This window comes from Rhodanobacter soli (assembly GCF_039523495.1).
GTDB classification, from domain to species: Bacteria; Pseudomonadota; Gammaproteobacteria; order Xanthomonadales; family Rhodanobacteraceae; genus Rhodanobacter; species Rhodanobacter soli.
Genome location: NZ_BAAAFK010000002.1, coordinates 97980 through 104850, shown reverse-complemented (window position 1 = coordinate 104850; position 6871 = coordinate 97980). Strand labels below are relative to the sequence as shown.

Here is a 6871-nt window from a genome sequence, read left to right as displayed (position 1 = left end):
CTCGCCGCGCAAGTGCATCAGCGCCACGCCGGTCAGCGCGGTCTGGAAAAAGATGATCACGAAGTACTGCACCAGGTAGAAGCCGAACATCAGCAGGTAGGCACCCGCGGTCATGCCCTGCTCGAACGGCTCGCCGGCGTGCTCGTTGCCGATCACCATCACGCCGACCGGGATCAGGAAACTCGCCGCCACCAGCAGCGTGCACAGCCCCGACAACAACGGAAACACCAGCAACGACTTGTCCGAACGCAACACCGCCGCGCTCGCCTTCAGCAACGCCCAACTGCGTGCAAATTTACCGGCCATGCGTGTCTCCCCTTCTCCGTGGATCGTGAGTGCGCCCTTTCTAGCATCCGTCGCGCGCGTGCGACAGTGCTCAGTCCGGCAGCGATTCGACCTGCAGCGGCTCGCTTCCGGCCGGAAACGCCGCCCACAACTCGGCCATGCTCCGCCCGCTGACGGGATGCCGGAACGCCGGCGCGATGTCCGCGATCGGCCGCAGCACGAACGCGTGCTGCAGTTCCTTGCGCGGAATCTGCAGGTGGCCCGGCCCGTCGAGCACCAGCGCGTCGTAGAACACGATGTCGACGTCCAGCGTGCGGTCCGAATAACGCGGTACGTCGCGGCGGCGGCCGTGGCGATCCTCCAGCGCGTGCAGCCAGTCGTTCAGCGCCACCGGCGACAGCTCGGTATCCAGCCCCACCGCCAGGTTGACGAAGTCGGCACTGTCGAAACCCACCGACCGGCTGCGATACGCCGGCGACACGGCGATCGCACCGAAACGCTCGCGCAACTCGCCAATCGCCGCGGACAAGTGACGTTGCGGTTCGAGGTTGGAGCCGAGGCTCAGGTAGACCCGTGCCATCATTAGAGGCTCTAAGTCCGCGTGCCGCGTTCGATGCACACGCCCACCGCCTTCGCGCCGCGCACCGCGCCCGGCTTGGACAGCTTCAGGCGCACCCAGCTCACGCCGAACTCCTCGCGGATGATCGCCGCGCAGCGCTCGGCCAGCGTCTCGACCAGGCCAAAGCTGGACGCTTCCACGTAGCCGATCAGGCGCTTGGACACGTCCTTGTAGTTCAGCGTCAGCGCGATGTCGTCGCTGCCCGCCGGTACGGTGTTGTCGAACGCCATCTCGATGTCGAACGACAGCGTCTGCCGCACGCGGCGCTCCCAGTCGTAGATGCCGATGACGGCGTCGATGCGCAAATCTTCGATGAAAACGGTATCCATGGCGGTGATCACGAGAGGCGGTAGCCGTACAGGGTCCGCGAGCCGGCCGCCGGATGCAAGCCTGTGGCGCGCTGGCCGCCATGCGATCATGTGCGGATGACCACGTTCAGCACGCTCCCGCTCAAACCCGCCCTGCTCGCCAGCGTCGAGACGCTCGGCTACACCGAGATGACCCCGGTGCAGGCGCAAAGCCTGCCGCCGATGCTGCAAGGGCGTGACGTGATCGCGCAGGCGCAGACCGGCAGCGGCAAGACCGCCGCGTTCGGGCTGAGCCTGCTGCAGACGCTGGACGCGGATGCGATCCGGCTGCAGGCGCTGGTGCTGTGCCCGACCCGCGAGCTGGCCGACCAGGTCAGCAAGGCGATCCGCAAGCTGGCCGCGAACATTCCGAACGTGAAGCTGCTGACCCTGTGCGGCGGCATGCCGCTGGGTCCGCAGCTGGCCTCGCTGGCGCACGATCCGCACATCGTGGTGGGCACGCCCGGCCGCGTGCAGGAACACCTGAAGCGGCAAAGCCTGCACGGCGGCGGCATCAAGGTGCTGGTGCTGGACGAGGCCGACCGCATGCTCGACATGGGTTTCTCCGAGGCGATCGACGACATCATCGGGCGCATCGCCAAACATCATCAGACCCTGCTGTTCTCGGCCACCTACCCGGACGAGATCCGCGCGGTGAGCCGGCGCGTGCAGAAGGACCCGATCGTGGTCACGGTGGACGCGCCGGCCGAGCAGAAGCCGGCGATCGAACAGCAGTTCATCGAGGTGGACCCGGCGCAGAAGCTGGACGCGCTGGCGCAATTGCTGGCCGGCGAGCGCGGGGAGCACGCGCTGGTGTTCTGCAACATGCGCCGCGACGTGGACGCGGTGGCGCAGGAACTCGACCGTCGCGGCTTCTCCGCACTGGCCCTGCACGGCGACATGGAGCAGCGCGACCGCGACGAGGTGCTGGTGCGCTTTGCCAACCACAGCTGCGCCGTACTGGTCGCCACCGACGTGGCCGCGCGCGGGCTCGACATCGTCGCGCTGCCGCTGGTGCTGAGCTACGACATCGCACACGACCCGGAAACCCATACGCATCGCATCGGCCGCACCGGCCGCGCCGGCGAATCGGGCCTGGCGATCACCCTGTGCACGCCGCGCGAGCGACCGAAGGCAGCGAACATAGAGCAACTCAACGGCACGCCGCTGCCGTGGCGCACGCTGAAAGTCGCGCCGCCGCGCGGCAAGACCCTGCACCTGGCACCGATGAAGACCCTGGTGATCGACGCCGGCCGGCAGGACAAGCTGCGCCCCGGCGACATCCTCGGCGCGCTCACCGGCGACGCCGGGCTGGAGGCGAAGGACATCGGCAAGATCGACGTGTTCGCCACCCGCGCCTACGTGGCGATCAGTCGCGCATTGGCGAACAAGGCACTGGAGCGCCTGCGCGCGGGCAAGATCAAGGGCCGCAATTTCCGCGTGCGTCCGCTAGGCTGAGCGGCCCAACTTGTCCGGAAGCGACCCGATGCCGCGCTGGTCCATCTGCACCCTCGCCTTCGCCCTGCTCGCCTGTGCCGCTCCGGCCTGGGCGGCCATCCCGGTCTACGGCTACCAGGTCGTGCGCGCCTACCCGCACGACACCGGCGCCTATACCGAGGGGCTGTTCTACAAGGACGGCTACCTCTACGAAAGCACCGGCCAGGTCGGCCAGTCGACCGTGCGCAAAGTGGTGCTGGAGACCGGCGAAGTGGTGCAGCGCCATCGCCTGCCGAAGCAGTACTTCGGCGAGGGCATCGTCGACTGGAAGGATCGGCTGGTGCAGCTCACTTGGCAGAGCCAGACCGGCTTCGTCTACGACCTGGCCAGCTTCACGCCGCAACGCAGCTTCAGCTATCCCGGCGAAGGCTGGGCGTTGACCCGCGACCGGCACCACCTCTACATGAGCGACGGCTCATCGACACTGCGCGTGCTGGATCCGGAATCGCTGCAAGTGGTCCGCCGCATCACGGTCACTGCCGACGGCGAGCCGGTCACCCACCTCAACGAGCTGGAGTGGGTTGACGGCGAGATCTACGCGAACGTGTGGCTGACCGACCGCATCGCGCGGATCGACCCGGCCAGCGGGCATGTCGTAGGCTGGATCGACCTCACCGGCCTGTTCGACGTCAGCCGGCTGCCGAACCCGGTCGACGACGTGCTCAACGGGATCGCCTGGGACGCGGAGCACAAGCGCCTGTTCGTCACCGGCAAGTGCTGGCCGCAGCTGTTCGAGATCGAGCTGGTGAAGCGACCCGCGCGGTGAACCCGCCCGTAGTCGGTGGCGTCACAGCGTACCCAGATAGGTCGACAGCGCCTGCACGTCGTCGTCGCCGAGCGTGGCCGCCACGCCATGCATCACCTTCGCATTGCTGCTGCCACCGCGCAGGCCGCTCTTGAAATCGCCCAGCTCCTTGGCCACGTACAGGCTGGATTGGCCACGCAGACGCGGGAAGGTTGCCCACGACGGCTGCGGCGCGCTGCTCCCATGCGGCCGCGGGCCGCGAGCGTCCGGGCCGTGGCAACCCTGGCAGGGCGGAATGCCCCTGGCCGGATCGCCGGCGAGGTACAGCTGCGCGCCGCGCGACGCGGCATCGGCGCGGCCGGCCGGCTTCGGCGCCAGCGCGGCGTAGTAGCTGGCCAGGTCGCGCATGTCGGTGTCGCTCAGCGCGGCGGCCTGGCCGGTCATCACCGGATCGCTGCGCTGGCCGTTGTGGAACTCCTTGAGCTGCACGTACAGATAGGTGGCCGATTGCCCGGCCAGGTTCGGGAAGTTCGGCGCTATCGCCACGCCCTGCGGGCCATGACAGGCCGCGCAAACGACGGCCTTGCCGGCTCCGGCCTGGGCGTCGCCGCTGACCGGCTGCATGCGGCGCAGATCCAGCACGCTGGCCGGCGCGGCGGACGTCGTGGTGGCGGGTTGCTGCGCGGCGGCGTCGAGCGCGGCGGTCGACATAAGCAGGCAGACCAACAGGAGACTGGTGCGATACGTCATCACGGCTCCTACAACTTCAGGTTCAACATGACGCCGACCAGACTCACGCTGTAGTGCAGCTGGCCGCCCTTGTCGGTGTAGAGGCGGTGGTCGTAGCTGAGCGTGTTGTCGAGTCCGGCGTAGTGCCAGTCGCTGAAGGCGCCGGTCTCGTAGCGGCCGTACAGGCGCACGCCGACGTTGCGATTGACGCGGAAACTCAGGCCCAGGTCGAGCGTACTGGTGCGGTACTTGTTGTCGGGAAAACCTGCATTGGCTACGGCCACGCCGGCGGGGTCGCGGTAGGCCAGCGCACCAATGGTGGCGTAGCTGTAGCCGACGTGACCGAACGAACCGGTGTAGTTGTAGCTGAGGTCGGCGCGCGCGCGACCGAAATCGTGGCTGAAGCTCAAGCCCGCATTGCGATTGCTCTCGCGATCGAACTCCCACCACTGATTCGCGTACGGGTACAGCGGCCCGCCGAGATTCGGGTTGACCTGCTCGGGCGTGCCGAACACGGCGCCGTTGTCCGGGCCGTCGGCATCGTTGACGTTGGAGATGCCCATGCGCGAGCTTTCCGCGCCGAGGTAGGCGTTCATCGTGGTCGCCGGGGTCGGTTGCCAGTCCCACTGCAAGGTGGCGCCGGTGGTGCGCGTGTCCTGCCGACCGATCAGGGCGTCGTACTGATCGCGGTTGCCGTAGAACGTGGCCGACAACGTGGCTGATTCGCCCCACGGGAAGGTAATGATCGCGCGCGCCTTGCTCTCGGTGCGGTCGGACAGATCGTACTTGCGCATGTCGGCGACGGTGTGCGCCGGCAGGCCGTTGGCCGGGTCGACGAAACCGGGCAGCGACTTGGAGAAGAACTGCACGTACGGATCGTAGTTGTACTTGTCGCCGTCGCGCCTGGCGTATTCCCAGCTCAGCCGCACGGTGGCGCCGATGACGTCGCGGCTGACCCAGTCGAACTTGATGCGCTGGTCGTCGACGCGCTTGCGCTCGCGATACTTCGGCTGGTTGTGGTCGTAGGTATAGGTGACGCCGAGCGAGGTCTTGCGGCCGAGCTGCCAGTCGGTGCCCAGTTCGAGGATCGTGTCGGTGTAGCCGAACGGCACGTTGCGCACGGTGACGTTGCGCGACCAGTACAGGGGATTGGTCGGGTCGAAGATGCCGGTCTCGCCCGGCACCACGCTGCCCTGCGAGCCGTTCTCGGAGATGTAGCCGTACTGGCCGGTGAGCGGGTTGTAAGCGAGGTAGCGGGTCTTGTTGTCCTCGCGGTACCAGCGCACGCCGGCATGCCAGCCGAACGCGGGCGTGGGATGGAAGGTGACCCGCGCGTCGAACAGGCCGGTGTCGATGCGCGCATTCGCGCTCTTCTGCGACAGCGCCGCGGTGGTGTTCCAGTTCGCGCACTGGAAGGTGTAGTCGGCCGGCGGCGCGATGAAGATGCCGCCAACGCCCGTGCAGGTGGTCGGCGGCAGCAGTGCATCGTTCTGCCGCATCGTGCCCCACGCGCCGGCCACGGTGAACTGGCCGTTCCACTTCAGTTCGCGCGACAGGTCCAGCCGCACGTTGTGGTAATCGTTGTTTGGCTCCAGCGAGAACTGGCCGTCCTTGATGTCGGCTACTTGCGGCGTGCCAGCCACGTTGTACAGGGCAAACGGACTTTCGAAGTTCAGATGATCCTTGTGGTTGCGGAAGAACGAGCCGTTGTAAGTGCCGAGGAAGTGCCACAGCTTGCCGACGTTGCGCAGGCTGAGGTTGATGTCGGTGGTGCGGAAGTCGATCGGCCGCACCGTTTCCAGGATGCCGCCGTTGTCCGGGAACGGGAAGTTAAAGAACATCGAGCCGCCCCACAGGCGGGTGCCGCTGCGCTTCTCATTGGTGATCGCGGCGGAGCCGATCCAGTTGCGGTACAACACGCCTTCGTAGCTGAGCCCCGCGCGCGTGCGGGTGAGCCCGATGCTGCGCCGTGGCGTGGCGGCCGACGCGGCGGCCACCTGCGCCGGGGTGCTGGCGCCGGCGACCAGCGGCGCGGGCAGGGTCAGGTCGGTGCTGCCGACGCCGTTCCAGATCGGGTAGGCGTTGGTCGATACGGTATGCGGCATGTCGCGGTAGAAGCCCTCGATGCGATAGCTGCCGTAGCGGCCGGCGCGCAGGCGGTAGTACTGGTCGTCGCCGCTGAGCCGGCTGCCGCGGACCTCAACGTAGTTGCCGGTCTTGCGGTTGTCGAAGTTGAGCGCGAACAGACCCAGCACGGCGCCACTTTTCCAGTCGGCGTACTGACGGAAGTATTCCGCGTTGCGGTCGCCGCCAACGTGCAGGTAACCGAACTCGATCAGCCCGGCGTAGGTCCAGTCACCCTGACCCAGCGGACTGCCCGGATCGACCATCGGCGGATACGGATACAGCGCGCCGGTCGGCGTGCGCAGCATGCCGGCGTGCAGGTAGGACATGCCGTCGGAGTCGGCCGGCTGCAGCATCGGCGTCCAGCCGCGCAGGTCGAGTGCATTGCCGAACTGCATGTCGCCCACCCGCATGGTGCCGCTGGTATCACCGGCCCGCACGCCCTGCGTGCCGAACAGCCCACACAGCAGAGCCAGCGCCAAGGCTGTCGGCGTCGTGTGATTTCCTTTCAGCGCAAGCATCGTC

At 67.4% G+C, this 6871-nt stretch carries 7 protein-coding genes; 2 read left to right on the top strand and 5 right to left on the bottom strand.

Going from position 1 to position 6871, the window contains the following annotated elements:
- The 3 genes from ABD024_RS15515 to folB all read right to left on the bottom strand — a co-directional run.
- Positions 1 to 306, bottom strand: a 306-nt coding sequence (locus ABD024_RS15515) for a DUF6159 family protein (RefSeq protein WP_343855112.1), incomplete at its 3' end; no start/stop codon positions are given.
- Between the two features lie 70 nt (positions 307 to 376).
- Positions 377 to 865 carry a 2-amino-4-hydroxy-6-hydroxymethyldihydropteridine diphosphokinase gene (gene folK, locus ABD024_RS15510; RefSeq protein WP_343855429.1) on the bottom strand — a complete coding sequence of 163 codons (489 nt, stop codon included), beginning with the start codon at positions 863 to 865 and terminating at the stop codon, positions 377 to 379.
- 11 nt (positions 866 to 876) lie between these two features.
- On the bottom strand, positions 877 to 1233 hold the full coding sequence (gene folB, locus ABD024_RS15505; RefSeq protein ID WP_343855110.1) for a dihydroneopterin aldolase: 357 nt from the start codon (positions 1231 to 1233) through the stop codon (positions 877 to 879).
- A gap of 96 nt (positions 1234 to 1329) precedes the next feature.
- On the opposite strand from folB, the gene dbpA reads away from it, so the two are divergent.
- Together dbpA and ABD024_RS15495 are read left to right on the top strand one after the other, a co-directional pair.
- On the top strand, positions 1330 to 2709 hold the full coding sequence (gene dbpA / locus ABD024_RS15500; protein ID WP_343855108.1) for an ATP-dependent RNA helicase DbpA: 1380 nt from the start codon (positions 1330 to 1332) through the stop codon (positions 2707 to 2709).
- Between the two features lie 28 nt (positions 2710 to 2737).
- Positions 2738 to 3514, top strand: coding sequence for a glutaminyl-peptide cyclotransferase (locus tag ABD024_RS15495; protein ID WP_343855106.1), 777 nt, complete (start codon positions 2738 to 2740; stop codon positions 3512 to 3514).
- A 21-nt stretch (positions 3515 to 3535) separates the two neighbouring features.
- Here ABD024_RS15495 and ABD024_RS15490 read toward each other — a convergent pair whose 3' ends face one another.
- Together ABD024_RS15490 and ABD024_RS15485 are read right to left on the bottom strand one after the other, a co-directional pair.
- On the bottom strand, positions 3536 to 4243 hold the full coding sequence (locus ABD024_RS15490) for a c-type cytochrome (protein WP_343855104.1): 708 nt from the start codon (positions 4241 to 4243) through the stop codon (positions 3536 to 3538).
- 8 nt (positions 4244 to 4251) lie between these two features.
- Complete coding sequence (locus ABD024_RS15485; protein WP_343855100.1) at positions 4252 to 6867, bottom strand: MtrB/PioB family outer membrane beta-barrel protein; 2616 nt, start codon at positions 6865 to 6867, stop codon at positions 4252 to 4254.
- Positions 6868 to 6871: the final 4 nt, after the last annotated feature.

What these genes read in the sequence shown, in the direction of transcription:
- folK (WP_343855429.1), bottom strand. Translation starts at nt 865, where the DNA reads ATGGCACGGGTCTACCTGAGCCTCGGCTCCAACCTCGAACCGCAACGT.
- folB (WP_343855110.1), bottom strand. Translation starts at nt 1,233, where the DNA reads ATGGATACCGTTTTCATCGAAGATTTGCGCATCGACGCCGTCATCGGC.
- dbpA (WP_343855108.1), top strand. Translation starts at nt 1,330, where the DNA reads ATGACCACGTTCAGCACGCTCCCGCTCAAACCCGCCCTGCTCGCCAGC.
- ABD024_RS15495 (WP_343855106.1), top strand. Translation starts at nt 2,738, where the DNA reads ATGCCGCGCTGGTCCATCTGCACCCTCGCCTTCGCCCTGCTCGCCTGT.
- ABD024_RS15490 (WP_343855104.1), bottom strand. Translation starts at nt 4,243, where the DNA reads ATGACGTATCGCACCAGTCTCCTGTTGGTCTGCCTGCTTATGTCGACC.
- ABD024_RS15485 (WP_343855100.1), bottom strand. Translation starts at nt 6,867, where the DNA reads ATGCTTGCGCTGAAAGGAAATCACACGACGCCGACAGCCTTGGCGCTG.